General features: G+C 64.6%; 17 protein-coding genes. 11 read left to right on the top strand and 6 right to left on the bottom strand.

The features are described 5' to 3' along the window. Window positions 1-71: 71 nt before the first annotated feature. The 4 genes from ACPRTJ_RS25540 to ACPRTJ_RS25525 form a co-directional block, all read right to left on the bottom strand. On the bottom strand, window positions 72-623 hold the full coding sequence (locus ACPRTJ_RS25540; RefSeq protein WP_426427557.1) for a dihydrofolate reductase family protein: 552 nt from the start codon (window positions 621-623) through the stop codon (window positions 72-74). 136 nt (window positions 624-759) lie between these two features. Then, window positions 760-1,290, bottom strand: a complete 531-nt coding sequence (locus ACPRTJ_RS25535) for a cupin (protein ID WP_078481125.1) — start codon at window positions 1,288-1,290, stop codon at window positions 760-762. Window positions 1,291-1,381: 91 nt separating this feature from the next. Next, window positions 1,382-2,212 (bottom strand): alpha/beta fold hydrolase, encoded by an 831-nt coding sequence (locus ACPRTJ_RS25530; RefSeq protein ID WP_043864022.1) that lies wholly within the window; start codon window positions 2,210-2,212, stop codon window positions 1,382-1,384. Between the two features lie 146 nt (window positions 2,213-2,358). Beyond that, window positions 2,359-4,218, bottom strand: coding sequence for an ABC transporter ATP-binding protein (locus ACPRTJ_RS25525; RefSeq protein ID WP_054914368.1), 1,860 nt, complete (start codon window positions 4,216-4,218; stop codon window positions 2,359-2,361). Between the two features lie 220 nt (window positions 4,219-4,438). On the opposite strand from ACPRTJ_RS25525, the gene ACPRTJ_RS25520 reads away from it, so the two are divergent. Together ACPRTJ_RS25520 and ACPRTJ_RS25515 are read left to right on the top strand one after the other, a co-directional pair. Then, on the top strand, window positions 4,439-5,224 hold the full coding sequence (locus tag ACPRTJ_RS25520; RefSeq protein WP_210014130.1) for a PhzF family phenazine biosynthesis protein: 786 nt from the start codon (window positions 4,439-4,441) through the stop codon (window positions 5,222-5,224). Between the two features lie 81 nt (window positions 5,225-5,305). Next, window positions 5,306-5,524, top strand: coding sequence for a hypothetical protein (locus tag ACPRTJ_RS25515; RefSeq protein ID WP_426427554.1), 219 nt, complete (start codon window positions 5,306-5,308; stop codon window positions 5,522-5,524). A 45-nt stretch (window positions 5,525-5,569) separates the two neighbouring features. On the opposite strand, the gene ACPRTJ_RS25510 is transcribed toward ACPRTJ_RS25515, so the two are convergent. Then, window positions 5,570-6,445: a helix-turn-helix domain-containing protein gene (locus ACPRTJ_RS25510; protein WP_052504313.1), complete on the bottom strand. Its 876-nt coding sequence runs from the start codon at window positions 6,443-6,445 to the stop codon at window positions 5,570-5,572. 218 nt (window positions 6,446-6,663) lie between these two features. On the opposite strand from ACPRTJ_RS25510, the gene ACPRTJ_RS25505 reads away from it, so the two are divergent. The 7 genes from ACPRTJ_RS25505 to ACPRTJ_RS25475 all read left to right on the top strand — a co-directional run bounded on the left by ACPRTJ_RS25505 (window position 6,664) and on the right by ACPRTJ_RS25475 (window position 13,833). Further along, complete coding sequence (locus ACPRTJ_RS25505; protein ID WP_052504312.1) at window positions 6,664-7,518, top strand: hypothetical protein; 855 nt, start codon at window positions 6,664-6,666, stop codon at window positions 7,516-7,518. Between the two features lie 163 nt (window positions 7,519-7,681). Then, the gene (locus tag ACPRTJ_RS25500) at window positions 7,682-8,917 is read left to right on the top strand and encodes an MFS transporter (protein ID WP_043864017.1); all 1,236 of its coding nucleotides are present in this window, start codon (window positions 7,682-7,684) and stop codon (window positions 8,915-8,917) included. 186 nt (window positions 8,918-9,103) lie between these two features. Then, entirely contained in the window at window positions 9,104-9,934 is an 831-nt protein-coding gene (locus ACPRTJ_RS25495; protein WP_043864016.1) for a dihydroorotate dehydrogenase electron transfer subunit, read from the top strand. Beyond that, window positions 9,934-10,869, top strand: a complete 936-nt coding sequence (locus tag ACPRTJ_RS25490) for a dihydroorotate dehydrogenase (RefSeq protein ID WP_043864015.1) — start codon at window positions 9,934-9,936, stop codon at window positions 10,867-10,869. Before ACPRTJ_RS25495 ends, ACPRTJ_RS25490 begins: the two co-directional genes overlap by 1 nt. Then, window positions 10,866-12,122, top strand: a complete 1,257-nt coding sequence (locus ACPRTJ_RS25485; protein WP_054914371.1) for a Zn-dependent hydrolase — start codon at window positions 10,866-10,868, stop codon at window positions 12,120-12,122. Before ACPRTJ_RS25490 ends, ACPRTJ_RS25485 begins: the two co-directional genes overlap by 4 nt. Then, window positions 12,119-13,477: a dihydroorotase gene (locus tag ACPRTJ_RS25480; RefSeq protein WP_123753119.1), complete on the top strand. Its 1,359-nt coding sequence runs from the start codon at window positions 12,119-12,121 to the stop codon at window positions 13,475-13,477. The genes ACPRTJ_RS25485 and ACPRTJ_RS25480 overlap by 4 nt, the downstream gene beginning before the upstream one ends. Window positions 13,478-13,503: 26 nt before the next feature. After that, window positions 13,504-13,833 (top strand): hypothetical protein, encoded by a 330-nt coding sequence (locus tag ACPRTJ_RS25475; RefSeq protein WP_054914373.1) that lies wholly within the window; start codon window positions 13,504-13,506, stop codon window positions 13,831-13,833. A gap of 39 nt (window positions 13,834-13,872) precedes the next feature. Here the strand turns inward: ACPRTJ_RS25475 and ACPRTJ_RS25470 are convergent, their stop codons facing one another. Continuing rightward, window positions 13,873-14,775 carry a LysR substrate-binding domain-containing protein gene (locus ACPRTJ_RS25470; RefSeq protein WP_058540305.1) on the bottom strand — a complete coding sequence of 301 codons (903 nt, stop codon included), beginning with the start codon at window positions 14,773-14,775 and terminating at the stop codon, window positions 13,873-13,875. A gap of 148 nt (window positions 14,776-14,923) precedes the next feature. Here ACPRTJ_RS25470 and ACPRTJ_RS25465 point away from each other — a divergent pair, with 148 nt between their 5' ends. Both ACPRTJ_RS25465 and ACPRTJ_RS25460 read left to right on the top strand, forming a co-directional pair. Continuing rightward, window positions 14,924-16,507, top strand: a complete 1,584-nt coding sequence (locus tag ACPRTJ_RS25465) for an amidohydrolase (RefSeq protein WP_426427549.1) — start codon at window positions 14,924-14,926, stop codon at window positions 16,505-16,507. A 93-nt stretch (window positions 16,508-16,600) separates the two neighbouring features. Beyond that, window positions 16,601-18,337, top strand: coding sequence for an amidohydrolase (locus ACPRTJ_RS25460; protein ID WP_043864009.1), 1,737 nt, complete (start codon window positions 16,601-16,603; stop codon window positions 18,335-18,337). Window positions 18,338-18,347 lie beyond the last annotated feature (10 nt).

Genomic DNA, 18,347 nt, shown 5'->3' with positions numbered 1-18,347 from the left:
AGGGAGCGCAGGAAGATAACAGGAATTAATATCATTTAAAACAACGCGGCCGAGGCGCTGGGGTAGCGTCTCTAGCGGTTCGGGAGCAATCGGTAGTGGCTCTGCACGAAACCGTTGTCCGACGCGCAGGTGGCGACATGCTGCAGCTGGCGTTCGCTGCCTGCGTGGCTGAACAGCGCGATGTCCTGGCCAAGCAGTACCGGAATGCGCGTGATGATCAATTCGTCGATCAGCCCGGCCTGCAGAAACGCCTGGAGGGTCTGGCCGCCATCGATGTAGAGGTGCTTGAGCCCTCGTGCTGCCAGTTGCTCGACGATGTCGGTCACGTCGCCTGCCAGCACCTCGACGTTGGCCTGCGGGTGCGCAGACATGTCCACGGGCCGGTTGGACAGCACGATGACCGGGATGCCTGCATACGGCCATTCGGGGAAGGACAGCACCTTGTCCAGGGTCTTGCGGCCCATCACCAGGGCATCGACGCCGGCGATGAACTGTTCGTAGGTCACGCCGTTGAGTACAGCGGTTTCATAGTCGGGGCGGTGCAGCCACTCGATGTCGCCGTCGGGGCGTGCGATGAAGCCATCGATGCTCGCGGCGATGAATACGGAGCACTTGATTGTCATTGAACGTGAATTCCTCGTTGCTGTAGGCACGCCTTTGAAAACGGGCGGTTGGTTGGCGACCGAATATACTGCGTTGCCAGCTCGTTACCAGTCATCAGCCAAAGGGCCTGGGCCTGCTGGAGCCAGACGCTGCCCATCAACGCTGGTTGAGCCAATGCTGCTGGTAGGCCCCTTGCGGGTCCTGCACAGGGCCGTGATCGGGAAAGGGCAGGTTGGCGATGCACGCAAGCTGGGCCTGGGTTGGCGCTTCGCGTCGGATGTCTGCGTGCTGCCCGGGCGGGTAGGCCCCCACCACCAGAAAGCCCGGGCTGCAATCGAGTTTGCAGTGGCCCGTGCCGGCGGGCAGCAACAGCACATCGCCTGCACTCACCTGTACTTCGCGGCCCCGCGGGCCGCCCAGCATCAGCCTTGCCTGGCCACACACCACGCCGAGCGCTTCGTGGCCCTCGGTGTGGTAGTGGTGGTAGGCGTAGATGCCATCGCGCCATTGCGCCGGCCAGCCATTGGCCTCGAAAGTGCGTTCGATTTGCGCCGCCGGATCACTGCCATGCAGCGCAATCGCGTGGGGGTAGATCAGCACCGGCAGCCGGGTATTGTTGGGCACCCAGTCATCGGGTTGCAGCCGCAGTACCTGCGAGGCCGTTGAAGGTGTGTGTCGAGTGTTCATGGTCGACCCTCGGCGATGAAGCCGGGGCGGCATCGGGTTGCCAGCCCGGCGTGGTGAGAGGGAGGGGCAGGTGGATGCCTGCCCCGGTCGTCTAGCTTCGCAGGAACGCGAGCAGATCGGCGTTGATCGTGTCGGCGTCGGTGGTCGGCATGCCATGCGGCAAGCCCGCATAGGTTTTCAGGGTGCCGTTCTGCAACAGCTTCGCTGACCGCGGCCCTGAGTTTGCATAGGGCACGATCTGGTCATCGTCCCCGTGCATCACCAGGACGGGAATCGTGATGCGCTTGAGGTCGTCGGTGAAGTCGGTCTGGGAGAAGGCCACGATCCCGTCAAGGTGTGCCTTGGCGCAGCCCATCATGCCCTGGCGCCACCAGTTCAGGATGGTACCCTCGCTGGCGTTTGCGCCTGGGCGGTTGTAGCCATAGAACGGGCCCGACGGCAGGTCATGGTAGAACTGTGCGCGGTTGGCCTTGAGCTGCGCCTGCAAGTCATCGAACACCGACCTGGGCAAGCCGTCCGGATTGTTCGGGGTCTGGACCATCAGCGGTGGCACGGCACTGATGAGGGCAGCCTTCGACACACGCTCCTGGCCATGGCGAACGATGTAGCGGATCACCTCGCCGCCGCCGGTGGAGTGCCCCACGTGGGCTGCACCCTGCACGCCAAGATGGTCGACCACGGCCGCAACGTCGTCCGCATAGTGATCCATGTCGTGCCCGTCCCACACCTGGCTGGAGCGCCCGTGGCCGCGGCGGTCGTGTGCGACGACCCGGTAGCCATGATCAAGGAAGAACAGCATCTGCGCATCCCAGTCGTCGGCACTGAGTGGCCATCCGTGGTGAAAGACGATCACCGGGGCATCGCGTGGGCCCCAGTCCTTGTAGAAGATCTCGACACCGTCCCGCGTAGTGACATACCCCATGTTCGTGGCTCCCGAGTGAAGTGGAGGGCGTGGTCAGTATCGTGTTGTGATCATGACCAGGTGAACAAAGTGCAGATCAGCGGATGAACGGCCTGCACAGACGCTGCGATAGCCGTTGACCACGGACCATTGCAGGCTTGTACGGCTCAGTCCTGATGCATGGCCTGTGCTACCCCCTGATCCTCACCCAGGAACCCGCCACTCTGGTGATGCCACAGCTGCGCATAGGTGCCATTTCTGGCAAGCAACTCGGCGTGGGTACCCTGCTCGATGATGCGCCCGTCATCCATCACCACCAGCCGGTCCATGGCCGCAATGGTGGACAGACGGTGGGCGATGGCGATCACGGTCTTGCCCTGCATCATCTCGTCGAGGCTTTCCTGGATGGCCACTTCGACCTCGGAGTCCAGTGCGCTGGTGGCTTCGTCCAGCAGCAGGATCGGGGCGTTCTTGAGCATTACTCGGGCGATCGCGACGCGCTGGCGCTGGCCCCCCGACAGCTTGATGCCGCGCTCGCCCACCAGGGTGTCGTAGCCGCTATGGCCTTGCTGGTCGCTCAACTGGCTGATGAAACCGTCGGCCTGGGCACTGGCGGCTGCGCTGCGGACCTGTTCGTCGGTGGCGTCGGGCCGGCCATAGGCGATGTTGTCGCGAATGGAACGGTGCAGCAGCGAGGTGTCCTGGGTGACCATGCCGATGGCGCTGCGCAGGCTGTCCTGGGTCACATGGGCGATGTCCTGCCCGTCGATGCGGATCTGGCCGCTGTCGACGTCATAGAAGCGCAGCAGCAGGTTGATGAGCGTGGACTTGCCCGCGCCGGAGCGCCCCACCAGGCCGATCTTTTCACCCGGGCGAATGCTCAGGCTCAGGCCGTCGAGCACCTGGCGCTCGCCGTTGTAGTTGAAGCTCACCTTGTCGAAGGTGACCGCGCCGCCGCGGGTCTGCAGCACCTTGGCGTCCGGGGCATCCTTGACCTTGGGGCCGCGGGTCAGGGTGGCCATGCCGTCCTGCACGGTGCCGATGTTCTCGAACAGCGAGGTCATCTGCCACATGATCCAGTGCGACATGCCATTGATGCGCAGCGCCATGGCGGTGATCGCCGCCACGGCACCTGCGCCGACCTCGCCCTGGTGCCACAGCCACAGGGCATAGCCGCCGGCGGCCATGATCAGGGCCACCACCAGTGCCTGGTTGACGATCTCGAACTGGCTGACCAGGCGCATCTGGCGAAAGCCGGTCTGCTTGAAGTCTTCCATCGCCGCACGGGCGAAGTGCGCCTCGCGGTTGGAGTGGGAGAACAGCTTCACCGTGGTGATGTTGGTGTAGGCGTCGGAAATGCGCCCGGTCATCATCGAGCGGGCGTTGGCCTGCTCCTGTCCGACCTTGCCCAGGCGCGGCACGAAGTACAGCATGGCCAGGCCGAACAGCACCACCCAGGCAACGAAGGGCAGCATGAGCTTGAGCGCGAAGCCGCCGGCCAGCGCGATGATCGCGATGAAGTACACCCCGATGCCGGGGGCGATCTCGATCAGGGTGAACAGCAGGTCGCGCACCGCCAGTGCGGTCTGCATGACCTTGGTGGTGACGCGCCCGGAGAATTCGTCGGAAAAGAACGAGAGGCTCTGGCGCAGCATCAGGCGGTGGAAGTCCCAGCGCAGGCGCAAGGGCAGGTTGATTGCCAGTATCTGGTGCTGAACCATGGTGCGCAGGGCCACCAGCCCGACGCTGCACAGCATCACGATGCCGATGCCCCACAGCACGCGGCGTTCCTGCGCTGCCGCATCGCCCCCGGCCTGCCAGGTGGAGAGCAGGTCCACGACCTGGCCCAGGAACGAAAACAGCCAGGCTTCATAGATGGACACCGCAGCGCTGAGCAGTGCGAACGCCAGGATGTAGCCGCGCGCACCCCGCGTGCACGCCCACAGAAAGCGTGCCAGGCCCACGGGCGGCGGGGGCACCTCGTCAGGAGGGAAAGGGTCGAGCCTTCGTTCAAATGCACGAAGCATGGTGGTCTCCAAAACGATCGAATGGGGCAATTCTGACATCGAACGGCGGGCTTGCGGGATTTGTGGGGAGTGAAGAGGCGGTGGTGGTTTGCTGCGCTGGTTGAGAGAAAGGCCGCAATCGACCCAACGCGGGTTCCCGCTTCAGGATTTCAACAATAAATTGATAATTCAACGCCTGGTTGATATTTTCTGGGCCAGACGATCATTATTTGGGTGCCCGATGCAACTCGATATTTTCCAGGTGGACGCTTTTTCTTCCGAGACGTTCGGCGGCAACCCGGCGGCGGTGTGCCCGCTGGACGCCTGGCTGCCTGATGCGACGCTGCAACGGATCGCAGCAGAGAACAATGTGTCCGAGACGGCCTATTGGGTACGCAACGGTGAGGTGTTCGAGCTGCGCTGGTTTACCCCCGCAGTGGAGGTCGATCTGTGCGGGCACGCCACGTTGGCAGCCGCCTGGGTGCTGTTCGAACAGCTTGGTGAACGCCGCGACACGCTGCGTTTTTCCACCCGCAGCGGTGAATTGCGAGTGCGCCGCGAAGGCGGTCGCCTGGCCATGGACTTTCCGGCCAAGCAGCCTGAAGCCGTAGCCCTGCCGCCTGGCCTGCTGCAGGCCCTGGGGCTGGAGCAGGCCGAGGCGCTGTATCGCACGGACGATTACCTGGTAGTGGTCGAGGATGAAAGCATCGTCGCCGGGCTCGACCCCGACTTTGCCGCCCTGGCCGCATTCGAGGTGCGCGGGGTTGCCGTGACCGCGCCGGGTCGTCACATGGACTTCGTCTCGCGCTGGTTCGGGCCGCGAGTGGGGGTCAACGAAGACCCTGTCACCGGCTCGGCCCACACTTCGCTGGCGACCTACTGGGCCCAACGCCTGGGCAAGCGCAGCCTGAGTGCCGAGCAGGGCGGGGCGCGCAAGGGCCAACTGCACTGCGAAGTCCTGGACAACGACCGGGTCATCATCAGCGGTCACGCGGCGCTCTACCTGCGCGGCACCATCTTCATCTGAGACCGGCCGGCCAAATCACTTCAAACTTTTCCTACCTCACGGGTTCTGCTTAGTAACACCCCGCACTCGAAGGAGAACCCGATGAAACCCACCGATACCAAGCAGGGCGACAAGGTCCCGCGGCCACTCTCGTCGGACCAGGCGCAGAAGGGCACGCCATCCCCCGACCCGGTGCTGGAACAACCGGACCCGGATACCGAGGCAGTGGACAAGGTGATCACGCCGACGTCCATCAAGGAGCAGGAAGAAAAGACCCGCGAAATCCAGCAGCGCCTGGCCGAGGCGCAAAGGAAGGGCTGAAAGCGGCCCTGCCGGGCCCTGCGTGCCTTGGCGTGCCAGCACCAGTCACAGCTTGGCGAGCAGGTGCTGCAGTTTTTTCGTGGCTTCGCGCCCGGAACAGGCGCGGCTGAGCAGGTCGCTGGACATGTTCTTGTACATGTCCACGGCCTGGGCAGAGGAGGTGACGCTGGCAATGCCCACATGCAGGTTGGGCAGCTCCCCTAGCCGGTAAGGGCTCACCGCCACGTAGCTGGTGGTCTTCTGCTCGAAGATCTGGAAGGTGGCGCTGGGCAGTGCCTCGTCGATCAGGTAGATACCCGGGTGATCGCTGTTGGTCTCGACGATGGAGATCAGGTTCTCGATTTCCTTGCGTGCCAGCAGGGCGCGCTCCATTCGCACGCTTGGGGGCAGGTCCAGGCGACCGACCAGGCCGATGTGCAGGTAACGCTCGATCTGACGCAGGCTGACAATCGACCTGACCTGGAATTTTTCGCGAAAGAAGGTGGATTTGCGCTCGTCCAGAATGCTCAGAATCTGGCTCTCCATCGCTTCCTGTGCCGGGCTGAAGCCCTGCGGTCGAGCCTCGTGGAGCATGGTCTGAAACAGCGCCGAGTATTCGGGCGTGGTCAGCAGGTAGGAAAAGGGGTCGAAGTAGGAGATGACGCTGCTGGAGCGGGCCTCCAGCTGGCGCATGCGCTCGAAGTAGCCGAGGGCGTTGTCGAAGTACTCCGTATCGGAACCCAGCAGGCTGGTCAGCGACACCTTCAGCAGGTCGGCCAGGCGCTCCAGGGTGTCGAGTTTGACGATCTTGCCCAGTTCCAGGCGGTACACCGCAGCCCGCGAGATGCCGAGCTTGTCGGCCACCTGGTCGGCGTTGAGCTGGCGGCCGATGCGAAAGGCCCGGAGGCGCTCGCCGATTGCCTGGTAATCAATCTGGTTCACTGGGGGATCCTTGTCGTTTTTCGTGGTGGCATGTTCTACCAGATCGGCTTGACGAGGCCATGGCGCGAGTGTATCAATATTTAGACATGAACTGTTGCTTGTCCAAAAAATATAAAAAAGGCCGACACATGTCCACACCACCCTGCAGCTGCTGCGGCATCGCCTGCGCTGCCACCTGATACCACAACTCCACCCCCCACCTGATAGGAGCTTCCCTGATGAAGACTCGCATCGGCGCGCCCGCGTTCGCGCTTTTCATGACCCCGATGGTGATGGCTGGCCCGCCGCCAGCCTTCAGCGATACCTTTATCGGCTATCGCTACAGCAGCCATTTCTCGGACCCGGGCAAGCGCCAGGACATAGCCAAGCACATTGTCCAGCTTGCCCATGTGAGCAGCTACGCCCTGGGCCAGCAGTTCGCCAACGTGGATGTGTTCAAGTCCGACCGCGATGACCCGCGCAAGGACAGCAGCAGCGGCGCCACCGAGGTCTACCTGACCTACCGCAATCAGTTGCAGCATGCACGGGTGTTCGATCGGCCGCTGGCGTTCGGGCCGGTGAAGGACGTCGCGCTGACCCTGGGCCTGGACTGGAACACCAAGAACAACGCGTTCCAGTCGCGAAAGCGCATGATTTTGATAGGCCCGACCCTCAAGTTCGCGCTGCCGGCAGGGTTTCTCGACCTCAGCCTGTTCTACGCCAGGGAATGGAACCACTGCGGGCTCGACAGTTGCCGGCAGCCGGGCAACCATTCGCGCATGGCGTTCGACCCGTTCTACCAGCTGAACCTGACCTGGGGCATACCGTTCGCGCTGGGCAGCCTGCCGATGAAATTCCAGGGCTTCTACAGCTACAGCGGCGAGAAGGGCGATGACTACCGGCGCAACCCGACGGCGGATGAACAGCTGATGCGCACCTCGCTGATGCTGGATGCAGGGGCTGTGCTGGGCGGCGCAAGAAACACGCTATGGGTCGGGCCCGGATACGAGTACTGGCGCAACAAGTTCGGCAACCGCCGTGGCGACGGGATCGACGTGGACGCCTTGTCGATCAACCTGGAGTGGCATTTCTGAGCGCGGCGTTTTTTTTTGCGAGCCCACAATCTAAATATTTAGACAATCGCGCAGGCTGGCAGTACGCTTTGTGAAGCCTTGCACGGGCGGACCGGCGGCGATCCTGGGCAGGTTCAGGCGTCAGCTGTCTAAAAAACCATACAAAAACAAGAGGTAAACCAAGATGGCTTCTTCCGAAAAGCGTCCGAAGAAGGACGCGTCACCCAAGAAGGCCTTGATAGCCAGCGTGACCGGCTATGCGATGGACGGCTTCGACCTGCTGATTCTCGGGTTCATGCTGCCGGCGATCACCATCGGTCTCGGTCTGAGCTCCTCGGAGGCTGGCTCGCTGGTGACATGGACGTTGCTCGGCGCCGTGGCCGGGGGGCTGATCTTCGGCCAATTGAGCGACCGCTATGGCCGGGTACGCATGCTGACCCTGTGCATCCTCACCTTCTCGATATTCACCGGGCTGTGCGCATTCGCCCAGGGCTACTGGGACCTGCTGATCTATCGAACCCTGGCCGGGTTCGGCCTGGGCGGGGAGTTCGGCATCGGCATGGCACTGATCGCCGAAACCTGGCCGGCCAACCGGCGCAATCGTGCTTCTTCCTATGTGGGCATGGGGTGGCAGGCCGGCGTGCTCGCCGCTGCATTGCTCACGCCATTGCTGCTGCCCTACATCGGCTGGCGCGGCATGTTCCTGGTCGGGTTGCTGCCGGCGTTCGTCTCGCTCGTGGTTCGCCATACCATGAGCGAGCCGGCAGAGTTCGTGAAGGCCGCAGCCGACCCGGTGCCTTTCGCACGGCGCTTCACCGACCTGTTCAAGGACCGGCAGACCAGCAAGGCGAGCCTGGGGGTGATGGTGCTCACCTCGGTGCAGAACTTCGGCTACTACGGGCTGATGATCTGGATGCCCAGCTACCTGTCGAACAAGTTCGGCTTCTCGCTGATGGCCTCCGGAACCTGGACCGCAGTGACGGTGCTGGGCATGGCGTTCGGTATCTGGCTGTTCGGGCACCTGGCCGACCGTTTCGGACGCAAGCGCATGTTCCTGCTGTATCAGGCCGGCGCAGCGTTCATGGTCATCGCCTATGCCAACCTCGACAACCCCACGGTCATGCTGTTTGCCGGCGCGATCATGGGCATCTTCGTCAACGGCATGATCGGTGGCTACGGCGCATTGATCTCCGATCTGTACCCCGCGCAGATCCGTGCCACGGCGCAGAACGTGCTGTTCAACGTGGGCAGGGCCGCCGGTGGCTTCGGGCCGCTGGTGGTGGGCGCCGTAGCGCTGCACTATTCGTTCTCGGCGGCCATCATGCTGCTTGCCTCGCTGTATGGGGTGGCGATGCTCGCGACGGTGTTGCTGCTTCCCGCCTGCCAGGCCCACGACGTGCCGAAGCCGCAGCCGGCCTAGCCCGGCGGGATGGTTATGAATTTGCTCTGGCTTATTCGTATCAAAAATTAGACAGAAACACCGAGCTGCAGTACAGTCAGCTTAAGCAATCGCTGAAACACCGCTTCATCTGCCGCTTCATCACTGAGGCGGCATCTACTTTTGACCGTGCTGTATAAAAAATTAGACAAATGCGAGGCCACCTCAATGAACGTGATTTCCGGCTGCTGCCAGGCGAGTGCCCTGACTCCCCCAGACGACACCTTGGCGGTCGTGATTTCCAACCAATGGGTCAACGATGAATACAAGCGCCTGGTGCTACAGGCCGACGGCGCCGCCAGCCAGTCGCTTCCGGGGCAGTTCTTCAACCTGCTGTGCCCGAGTGAAGGCGAGCACAAGCCGTACTTCCGTCGCCCCATGAGCACCTACAAGGCCGACCCGGCCACGGGCCAGGTGGAGTTTCTGTACAAGGTGACCGGCAAGGGCACCTATGGCCTGGAGACGCTTGGCCAGGCGCAGACCGTGGAGATTCTTGGCCCGCTGGGCAAGGGCTTCGACCTGCAGCCGGGGTGGCAGCACATGATCATCGTGGCCCGGGGCGTGGGGCTGGCCACCCTGGCGCCGCTGGCCGAAGCGGCGCATCGGCTGGGCATCCGCCTGACCGCAGTGCTGAGTGCCCGCAGCGAGAAGAGCCTGCTTTCGCGCGAGCGCTTCGCCTCGCTGGGGGCCGACGTGCGGGTGGTGCTGGATGAGGATGGCAGCAGCTCGCCCGAACGGCTCGAACCGCTGCTGCGCCAGATCATCGCCCGTGAAGGCACCGATGCGCTGTTCACGTGTGGCTCCAGGCGGCTGACCCAGTTGCTGAAGAAGCTGAGCGCCGAGCTCGGCCTGGTGGGCCAGGTAGCGCTGGAGCAACAGATGGTGTGCGGCCTGGGCATGTGCCAGTGCTGCGTCGAGGTGTTCGAGGTAGACGGGCTCAGGGTGGGCAAGCGGGTATGCCTCGAAGGCCCTGTATTCGACCTGGCGGAGGTGGTGTGATGATCAATCTGAGCGTACAGGTCGGCGGGTTGCGCCTGAAGAACCCGGTGATGCCGGCATCGGGCACCTTTGCCGAAGAGCTTGCCCACCTGCTGGACTTCAACCAGCTGGGTGCACTGGTGACCAAGACCATCACCACCGAAAAGCGCAGCGGCAACCCGATGCCGCGGGTCTGCGAGCTGAACGACGGGATGATGAATGCCATCGGCATTCCCAGCAAAGGCGCGCAGCTGTTCATCGACAAGGTGGTGCCGTTCTACCGCGACTACGACGCGCCGTTGATCGTGAGCATTTCGGCGCCCACGGCCCAGGGCTTTGCCGACCTGGCGGCGCGGCTGAGCGATGTGCCAGGCGTGGCCGGCATCGAGGCCAATATCTCGTGCCCCAACCTGGAAGCGCATGGCCAGTCGTTCGGCATGCAGGCTGAAAGTACCCGCGACGTGGTGGAGCTGATGCGCCAGGTCACCTCGTTGCCGCTGTGGGTCAAGCTGACCCCCAATGCCGGCGAGGTGGTGCCGGTTGCCCTGGCTGCGCAGGAGGCCGGGGCCGATGCCGTCGTGGTGGGCAACACGCTGCTCGGGTTGTCGGTGGACATCGAGCGAGGCCGCGCGCGGCTGGGCAACTTCATGGGCGGCATATCCGGCGCCGCCATCCGCCCGCTGATGGTGCGCCTGACCTATCAATGCGCCCAGGCGCTGGAAATTCCGGTGATTGGCTGCGGTGGCATTGCCACGGCCGACGATGCGCTGGAGTTCATCTATGCCGGCGCCTCGGCGGTGCAAGTGGGTACGGCCACCTTCCTGCACCCGAAAACCATGAACACCATGGTGTCTGAACTGGAGGCCTACTGCCGGCGCAAGGGCGTTGCCTCGATCAGCACCCTGATCGGCGCCCTCGACGATTTGCCCGCCGAGCCGTTTGGAGCCTTGCCATGATCGCGCAATGGCCTGAACAGGCCGCCAGACTGTTCGACACCATCGCCGCCTTGTCACGCGATGCCCAGGTGGGGATCACCCGCGAAAGCTACGGCCCCGGCGAGAGTGACGCCATCGCCTGCCTGAGCGACTTCGCCTTGACCCAGGGGCTGGAGGTGGCAACCGACCGTGCGGGCAACGTGATCTTCACGCGCAAGAGCGACAATGGCCAGCCCGCACTGTGGTACGGCTCGCACCTGGACTCGGTGCCCCAGGGCGGCAACTACGACGGCCTGGCCGGCGTTGTGGCGGGCCTGCTGTGCCTGTGCCGGCTCGACCGCGAGGGCGTTGCCACGGCGCAGCCGGTGCGGGTCATCGGGCTGCGTGGCGAGGAGAGCGCCTGGTACGGCAAGTCGTACATAGGTTCGCGTGCGCTGGTCGGCGGGTTGAGCGAGCACGACCTGCAGCTGACCAACCGCTTCAGCCAGCGCACCCTGGGCCAGGCCATGCAGGCCGTGGGCGCCGACCTGGCAGCGATTGGCCGTCAGCAGTGGCTGGTCGATCGCACCCAGTTTGCCGGCTATCTGGAAGTGCATATCGAGCAGGCGCAGTCGCTGGAGCGCATGGGGCAGGCCGTGGGGATCGTGCCCGGCATCCGCGGCAACCTGCGCCATAACCAGGTTCGCTGCCTGGGCGAAGATGGCCATTCGGGCGCCGTGGCTCGGGAGGACCGCCACGACGCCGTGTTTGCCGTGAGCGAGCTGGTGGCCCGCATCGACCAATGCTGGCGTGAGTACCTCGCCGCCGGGCGAGACCTGGTGGTTACCGTCGGCACACTGGGGACCAACGCGGCGCACCATGCCGTCTCGCGTATTCCCGGCGAGGTCAGCTTCAGCCTCGAGATGCGCAGCCTCGACATGGCCACGCTCGAGGCCTTTCACGCGGTTGCGCTGCACGAGGCAAAGGCCATCGAGCAGGCCCGCCAGGTTCGCTTCGAGTTCGACCTGCGTATCGACACGGCCCCGGCGGCCATGCACGCCCCCTGGGTCGAGGCGCTGGTGCGCCAGGCCCGCCAACAAGGCTGGCAGGGCGTGCTCACCCCCAGCGGGGCCGGCCATGACGCTGCGGTTTTCGCCAACGTCGGCATCCCCAGCGCCATGCTGTTCATCCGCAACCAGCACGGCTCGCACAACCCCCACGAGGCCATGGCCCTGGACGACTTTCTGGTGGCCACCGAGGTGCTCTACCACACGACACTGGAGCTGACACCATGAGCGTACCCCGCAATGCCTGGTTGATCCGCAACGCGACCCTGGTGAATGAAGGCCGCACCTGGGCGGCCGATGTGCGGCTGCGCGAGGGCCGCATCGACTGTATCGGGCAGGCCCTGCAGCCGCTTGCCGGGGAGGGCGTGATCGAGGCGCACGGCCTGTGGCTGTTGCCGGGAATGATCGACGATCAGGTGCACTTCAGGGAGCCCGGCCTGACCCACAAGGCGGACATCGCCAGCGAGTCGCGGGCCTGTGCAGCGGGCGGCATCACCAGTTTCATGGAAATGCCCAACACCAACCCGCCCGCGCTCGATCGGGCCAGCCTGGAAGCCAAGTACGCCATCGCCGCCGCATCGAGCGCGGTCAACTACGCCTTCTACATGGGGGCAAGCAACGACAACCTGGCCGCCATTCGCGCCATCGACCCGGCCAGCACGCCAGGGCTGAAGGTGTTCATGGGGGCCTCGACCGGCAACATGCTGGTGGACGACCCCGAGGTGTTGAACGAGATCTTCCGGGTTTCGCCGGTGCCGATCATCACCCATTGCGAAGACACGCCCATGATCAATGCCGAGCTGGAAAAGGCCAGGGCGCGCTTTGGCGAGGACATTCCTGCCCGCGAGCACCCGCTGATCCGTTCGCGCCAGGCGTGCATCAGGTCCACTCGGCTGGCCATCGAGCTGGCGCGCAAGCACGGCACGCGCCTGCATGTGCTGCACATCTCCACGGCAGAAGAGCTGCAGCTGTTCGAGCCCGGCCCCCTCAGCGGCAAGCGCATCACCGCCGAAACCTGCGTGCACTTTCTGCACTTCACCGATCACGACTACGAGCGGCTGGGCTTTCTGATCAAGTGCAACCCGGCGATCAAGTCGGCCAGTGACCGCGACGCCATCGTCAAGGCGCTGGCCGAAGGTCGGCTCGACGTGCTGGCGACCGACCATGCCCCGCACCTGCTCGAAGAAAAGCGCAGCACTTACGCCAAGGCGCCGTCAGGCATTCCGCTGGTGCAGTACGCGCTGCAGGCCGCCCTGGAGCGTGTCTTCTGCGGGGAGCTGAGCCTGGAGCGTCTGGTCGAGGTGGTCAGCCACGCACCGGCGCAGCTGTTCCAGGTCAGTGGCCGGGGCTACCTGCGCGAGGGCTACGCCGCCGACCTGGTGCTCGTCGACCCGCAGCGCCCGCACCGGGTGAGCAATGACCAGGTGCTGTCCAAGTGCGGCTGGACGCCGTTTGCCGGTACCGAGTTCTCATCGAGCATCGTCGCCACGTTCGTCAATGGCGAACGGGTGTGGGACGGCGCCACGGTGAACAGTGCAGTCCGTGGGCAACGACTTTCCTTCAACCGCGCCACGCCTGCCTAGTGGCGCAACAAGAGGTACGAACAGCGATGAATTTTCATGAAATGGTGCAACGCTTCGCCGCCGCGCTGCCGGGCACCGACTCGTTCAAGCAGGCCAACGCCGACTGTGAGGCCATCATCCGTGACCAGCCGTTCCAGGCCGGCGCGGCCTTTCTGGTCGCGGGCTTTTGCCGCAGCTACGTGCTCATCTACGAGGATCAGGGGCTGGAGCACGACTTCGCCCTGCGCAACCAGCGCCAGCTGCTCGAGTACATGAACAGCCTGCAGGCGGCCCTGGCGACGTGCGATCACGCGATTGCGCACCAGGCGCTGATCGAGGTGGTAACCCATTACGCCAGGAGCGAGCGGATTTTCTAGGGCGGCGGCTGGCGGCGCCAGCAGGCCGGAGCCAACGGCCTAGAGCGCCGTCCAGGACTGCCTCGAAGCCTGCAGCTGGTTCTTGATCCAGTTGGTAAAGGCCCGCACGGCGGGCCGCTCGCACTTCTGCAGGTCGGTGACCAGGTAGTAGCCGCGGTGCGAGTGGATGACGATATCGAAGGGGCGCACCAGCAGCCCCTTGGCCATGGAGTCGCCACACAGCAGGTTGTCGCCCATGGCAACGCCCTGGGCCGCGATGCACGCCGCTTGTGCGCAATGTGCATCGGAAAACAGGATGCCAGTGGCCACGTTCAGCTCCGGGGTGTTCGCCGCCGCCTGCCACACCCGCCAGTCGCTGTAGTCGCTCATGTGCAGCAATGGGAACGCGGCCAGGTCCTGCGGGGTCTTGAGCCCGCCCAGGGCGTTGATCAGCCGCGGGCTGCAGACCGGAAAGTAGTTCAGCGCCGCTATCTGCTCCACCTGCATGCCAGGCCAGTCGCCGATACCGTAGGAGATGAACAGGTCGGCGTTGTGGTTGCTCACGTCATCCGCCGTGGTCGGTGTGACCATGTGCAACTGGACCTGGGGGTATTCCTTCACGAAGCCGCCGATGTGATGGCACAGCCAGTAGGTGGAAAACCCCGAGCTGCAACTGATGGTCAACTTGCCATACACCTCCTGGTCATCGACCCGCCGGCCTGCATCCTCCAGGTTGGCCAGCAGGCGCTGGATCTCCCGGGCGTAGCGTTCGCCGCGAAACGTCAGCGAGATACCCCGGCCCTGGCGCTCGGTCAGGGCAAAGCCGAGGGTGTCCTCCATGCCCGTGATCTGATGGCTGATGGCGCTGCGGGTGAGGTTGAGCTCAAGCGCCGCGGCAGTCACGCTGCCCAACCGGGCAACCGCTTCCAGGGCACGTAACGCGGGCATCGAGGGTAGACGCATGGGGCGCTCCACTGACTTATTGTTGAGCAAATATAAACATTAATGGCGAAATAAATCGATTGTCGTATTTTCTGGTTCAACAATACTAGGCAGGCCCTGCGGGTCCGAGCCGCTCAGCGGGGTCACATACCAATAAGGAATGCCCTGCATGATCGAGCCCAAGGCCTTTGCCCAGAACTGGGTGGACCAACAGCAAACGACCCTGTCCGACTGGCACCAGGTGATCTGGCATTATGCCGAGCCGGCCTTTCGCGAGTACAAGTCCTGCGCCTGGTACGTCGAGCTGCTGCGCAGGCAAGGGTTCGAGGTGGAGGAGGGCAGCGGCGGCATGCCTACCGCCTTCTGCGCCACGTTTCGCAACGGCGACGGCCCTGTGCTGGCGACCTACGCGGAGTACGACGCGGTGCCGGGCAACAACCAGGCGGCGACCACCCGGCGCCAGCCGCGCGAAGGGCTGTCGCGTTTCGCCCCGGGGCATACCGACCCTCATTCGGCGCTGGGCATCAGTGCCCTGGGGGGCCTGCTGGCCGCCAAGGCCGCCATGCTCGAACATGGCATCGCGGGCACGCTGAAATTCTTCGGCGAGCCGGCGGAAAAGCTGCGCGCCTCCAAGCCGGTGCACGCGGCCAAGGGCTATTACGATGACCTGGACGCGGCCATCAGCTTCCACCCCACATACATGCTGCCGCTGAACAACACCACTACCTGGGATACGCACTGCGGCATCGCCTACGCCTACATCTATACCTTCACCTGCGATTCGCCCCAGGACTGGATCGCAGCGGACAAGTACAGCCCGATTCCGCAGAACCACCTGGCCGCCAGGGCGCCTGGGGCCAACGACGCGCTGGTGCACTTCTATACCCTGAACGAAAGCATGCGCCGCTCCACGTTGCCGTTCACCGGGCTGTGGAGCTACAACGAGGCGATCCTCACCGCCGGCCAGGCCACGGCCGACAACCTGCCACCGCACATCGCGCAGATCCAGTACCTGTCGCGCTGCGACTCGCTCGAGCAGGCCGAGGCCATCTCCCAGGTGATGGACAACAACGCTGCCGCCGCCGCCCTGGCCACCGGCTGCCAGTGGAACAAGACCTGGGTGTGCAAGTCCCGTGGCGGGCTGCCCAACCATGTGCTGGCGCAGGCCACCTACGACAACCTGCAGGCCATCGGCGCCCCCACCTGGGACGACGAGGCCATCGCCATCGCGCAGCAGATCCAGGGCAACCTGGGGCTCGAACCCATGGCCCGGCCGTTTCTGCCCGAAACCGAAACCCTGATCGACCCACAGGAGTGCGAGCGCCTGCTGCGCCAGCAGATGCCCGCCTGGCAAAAGCACCTGACCTCGGACGACTACCCCGAATACACCTGGCATTGCCCGACCGTGCGCCTGCTGGTGGCCCGCCCGATGCTCTCGGCGCCGCCTGGCTACTCCTACCCGGACTGGGTGCCCAATGCCCTGGGCGGCATCCGCCAGACCATCGACCCGATGATCCAGGTGGCGGCCAAGACCATCGGTGCCACCCTGATCGACCTGCTCACGCGGCCCGAGCTGCTGGCCGCCGCCCGCCAGGAATTCACCGAGCGTACCGGCGGCGGCATTGGCGGCACACGCTGGCAGGCGCCGCTGCTGCCCCGGGACTTCAAGGTCCCGCATGACTTCCGCTGGCCCGAATACATCCGCACCGCCCGTGGCGAGGAGTGGTGGATTCCGGCCCGGGACGACGAATAGCCGACCGGCGACGGCGCCTGCGGCGCCTTTTACCCAACCTGGTTTTCTTGGACTGGTACCGCGCGGCGGTGCCATGCAAAGGTGTTCCCTGCGATGAGTGCGATGACCGATTACCGCTCCAGCCATGTGCCCGGCCCCCAAGGCGCCGCCGACCTGGTGTTTCTGAATGGCCGCATCTATACGGTCGATGAGTCTGCCCCCTGGGCCGAAGCCGTGGCCATTCGCAATGGCAGCTTCGTCGCGGTGGGCAGCAACGACGAGGCGAAGGCGTTCGTCGGCCCGCGCACCCAGGTGGTGGATCTGGACGGCCGTTTCGTGATGCCGGGTATCTACGACATGCACACCCACCCGGACCTCAAGCTTGCGCCCGGGTACTCCGGCTACCTCGAAGTCGGCGTCAGCGATCCGACCCCGGAGCAGGTGCGCCAGGCCATTCTCGACTATGCGGCCGAGCACCCGGGCGACGGCTGGGTGTATGGGCAGTACTTCGTGCGCTATACCTTCAAGCAGGCCGGGCTGGTGCCGTCGCGGCAATGGCTGGACAGCGTGCTGCCGGACCGCCCGGTGGCGATCCTGGATCGCTCCTGGGGCTGCATGATGGTCAACTCCAGGGCGCTCGAGATCGCCGGGATCGACGCCGACACCATCGACCCGCGCCACGGCTACATCGAGCGCGACAGCGTCACCGGCGAGCCGACCGGCATCCTGGTGGACGGTGCCTATGCACTGATGCACGCCGCCATGCCGCCCACCCCGCAACACGCCCTGAAGCGTGCCTACCGCGAAGGGGTGTGGTTCCAGAGCGGTCATGGGGTGGTGGGCACCAAGTATGTGCACGTGTGCGAGCACCGCCTCAATGCGCTCAAGGCCATCGACCAGGCGGGCGAGCTGTCGGTGCGCGTGGAGGCCGCGATCAGCTGGCAGGACGACATCTTCCCGGTCAAGCGGCGCTGGGAGCTGCTGGCGGGTGAGCGTCACTTCTATCGCAGCGCACGGCTCAACGCCAATGCAGTCAAGTTCCACTTCGACGGCACCCACGAATCGCGCTCGTCGTACCTGTCCAGCGCATGGCCGGGGGAGGAGCGCTGGCGCGGCCACCTCAACCTGACCCCCGAGCACATCACCGACATGGTGGTGGACATGGACCGCCGGGGTATCCGGGTCATCGCCCATTGCACCGGTGACGGCGCCTCCGACCTGTTCCTCGATGCCGTGGCCATGGCGCGGGCCAAGAACGGGCCCGACGGCGTGCGCCACCAGTGCGCGCACAGCACCACCTTGCTGGATGCCAACCTGCCGCGTTTTGCCGCGCTCAACGTCACCGCCGAGTTCTCCCCGGTGGGCTGGTTCCCTTCATCGTTTGCCAACGCCCGCGCCGTGTTCGGCGAAGACCGCATGCAGCGCGCCTACAACTTCAAGGGCGTGTTCGAGCATGGCGGCGTCGCGGTGATGGGCACCGACTGGCCGGTGTCCAGCATCAACCCCTGGATCGGCTTCGAGGCGATGGTCACCCGGCAGAACCCGTTCGGCGAGGAGCAGGGCAGTTTCTACGGCTCGCCCATCAGCCTGGAGCAGGCCATGCGCGTGATGACCATCAACGGGGCGTGGTGCATGGGTATCGAGGACAAGGCCGGCTCCATCGAGACGGGCAAGTCCGCGGACCTGATCGTGCTCGATCGCAACCTGTTCGAGGTGGAGCCCAAGGGCAACATCCACAACACCCAGGTGCAGATCACCGTGCTCGAAGGTGAAATCACCTGGGACCGCAACGGCGAGTTCGATGCCGGCACCCACGCGGCCACCTGGCGCCGTGAACTACCCAACTTCTGAGGCGGGCCGT

This window comes from Pseudomonas palmensis (assembly GCF_049942755.1).
Taxonomy (GTDB): domain Bacteria; phylum Pseudomonadota; class Gammaproteobacteria; order Pseudomonadales; family Pseudomonadaceae; genus Aquipseudomonas; species Aquipseudomonas palmensis.
The sequence above is the reverse complement of the archived record's forward strand: the minus strand, read 5'-3'. Positions and strand labels throughout refer to the sequence as shown.

Coding starts and splice junctions, on each gene's coding strand:
- ACPRTJ_RS25485 (WP_054914371.1), top strand. CDS start 10,866: ATGATCGCGCAATGGCCTGAACAGGCCGCCAGACTGTTCGACACCATC.
- ACPRTJ_RS25535 (WP_078481125.1), bottom strand. CDS start 1,290: ATGAACACTCGACACACACCTTCAACGGCCTCGCAGGTACTGCGGCTG.
- ACPRTJ_RS25530 (WP_043864022.1), bottom strand. CDS start 2,212: ATGGGGTATGTCACTACGCGGGACGGTGTCGAGATCTTCTACAAGGAC.
- ACPRTJ_RS25520 (WP_210014130.1), top strand. CDS start 4,439: ATGCAACTCGATATTTTCCAGGTGGACGCTTTTTCTTCCGAGACGTTC.
- ACPRTJ_RS25460 (WP_043864009.1), top strand. CDS start 16,601: ATGAGTGCGATGACCGATTACCGCTCCAGCCATGTGCCCGGCCCCCAA.
- ACPRTJ_RS25500 (WP_043864017.1), top strand. CDS start 7,682: ATGGCTTCTTCCGAAAAGCGTCCGAAGAAGGACGCGTCACCCAAGAAG.
- ACPRTJ_RS25495 (WP_043864016.1), top strand. CDS start 9,104: ATGAACGTGATTTCCGGCTGCTGCCAGGCGAGTGCCCTGACTCCCCCA.
- ACPRTJ_RS25465 (WP_426427549.1), top strand. CDS start 14,924: ATGATCGAGCCCAAGGCCTTTGCCCAGAACTGGGTGGACCAACAGCAA.
- ACPRTJ_RS25470 (WP_058540305.1), bottom strand. CDS start 14,775: ATGCGTCTACCCTCGATGCCCGCGTTACGTGCCCTGGAAGCGGTTGCC.
- ACPRTJ_RS25475 (WP_054914373.1), top strand. CDS start 13,504: ATGAATTTTCATGAAATGGTGCAACGCTTCGCCGCCGCGCTGCCGGGC.
- ACPRTJ_RS25480 (WP_123753119.1), top strand. CDS start 12,119: ATGAGCGTACCCCGCAATGCCTGGTTGATCCGCAACGCGACCCTGGTG.
- ACPRTJ_RS25525 (WP_054914368.1), bottom strand. CDS start 4,218: ATGCTTCGTGCATTTGAACGAAGGCTCGACCCTTTCCCTCCTGACGAG.
- ACPRTJ_RS25505 (WP_052504312.1), top strand. CDS start 6,664: ATGAAGACTCGCATCGGCGCGCCCGCGTTCGCGCTTTTCATGACCCCG.
- ACPRTJ_RS25490 (WP_043864015.1), top strand. CDS start 9,934: ATGATCAATCTGAGCGTACAGGTCGGCGGGTTGCGCCTGAAGAACCCG.
- ACPRTJ_RS25515 (WP_426427554.1), top strand. CDS start 5,306: ATGAAACCCACCGATACCAAGCAGGGCGACAAGGTCCCGCGGCCACTC.
- ACPRTJ_RS25540 (WP_426427557.1), bottom strand. CDS start 623: ATGACAATCAAGTGCTCCGTATTCATCGCCGCGAGCATCGATGGCTTC.